The organism is Streptomyces sp. AC558_RSS880 (genome assembly GCF_019049255.1).
Classification (GTDB): Bacteria; Actinomycetota; Actinomycetes; order Streptomycetales; family Streptomycetaceae; genus Streptomyces.
In genome coordinates this window covers 1-541 of sequence record NZ_JAGMUJ010000177.1, presented here as the reverse complement: position 1 = coordinate 541, position 541 = coordinate 1, and the positions used below count along the sequence as shown (strand labels likewise).

The window sequence follows — 541 nt, the reverse complement described above, 5'->3', positions numbered from 1 at the left end:
CATTGCGGCGGCGTCCGGCTACCGGTCGGCCGCCCAAGCTGGATGAGGCCCAGGTCGAAGCGGTGCGCGCCGCCTTGGAGCAGGGCGCCCAGGCTCACGGGTTCGAGGCGGACCTGTGGACGCTGGAACGGGTCGGCGTGGTGGTTGAGCGGGTGACCGGGGTGACGTTGGCCCGGGCCTCGGTATGGCGCCTGCTGACCGGGCGGCTGGGGTGGAGTCTGCAGCGGCCCAGGCGCCAGGCCGTCGAGCGGGACGAGTGTGAGATCGCCCGATGGGTCGCCCACGAGTGGCCACGCATCAAAAAGGGGCGGTGAAGAAACGTGCCTGGATCGTGTTCCTCGACGAATCGGGCGTATCGCTGCTGCCCGAGGTGCGTCGCACCTACGCGCCCCGCGGCCGCACCCCTACTCTGCGGCACCGGCTGAACTGGAAACGTGCCGGGATGGCCGCCGCGCTGGGCTATCACGCCGCCGACCCCGAACGCGGCCCGCGGCTGTGCTTCCACCTCAAGCCGGGCAGCTACGACACCACTTCCCTGATC

Annotated in this window: 1 protein-coding gene and 1 pseudogene; both read left to right on the top strand. The window is 71.0% G+C overall.

From position 1 onward, the window contains the following. Positions 1-314: winged helix-turn-helix domain-containing protein (locus KUM38_RS39350; protein WP_217136939.1), on the top strand; the 314-nt coding region annotated here is incomplete at its 5' end. Then, positions 311-541: pseudogene (locus KUM38_RS39345) on the top strand (hypothetical protein); the annotation flags it as partial. The gene KUM38_RS39350 and the pseudogene KUM38_RS39345, both read left to right, overlap by 4 nt.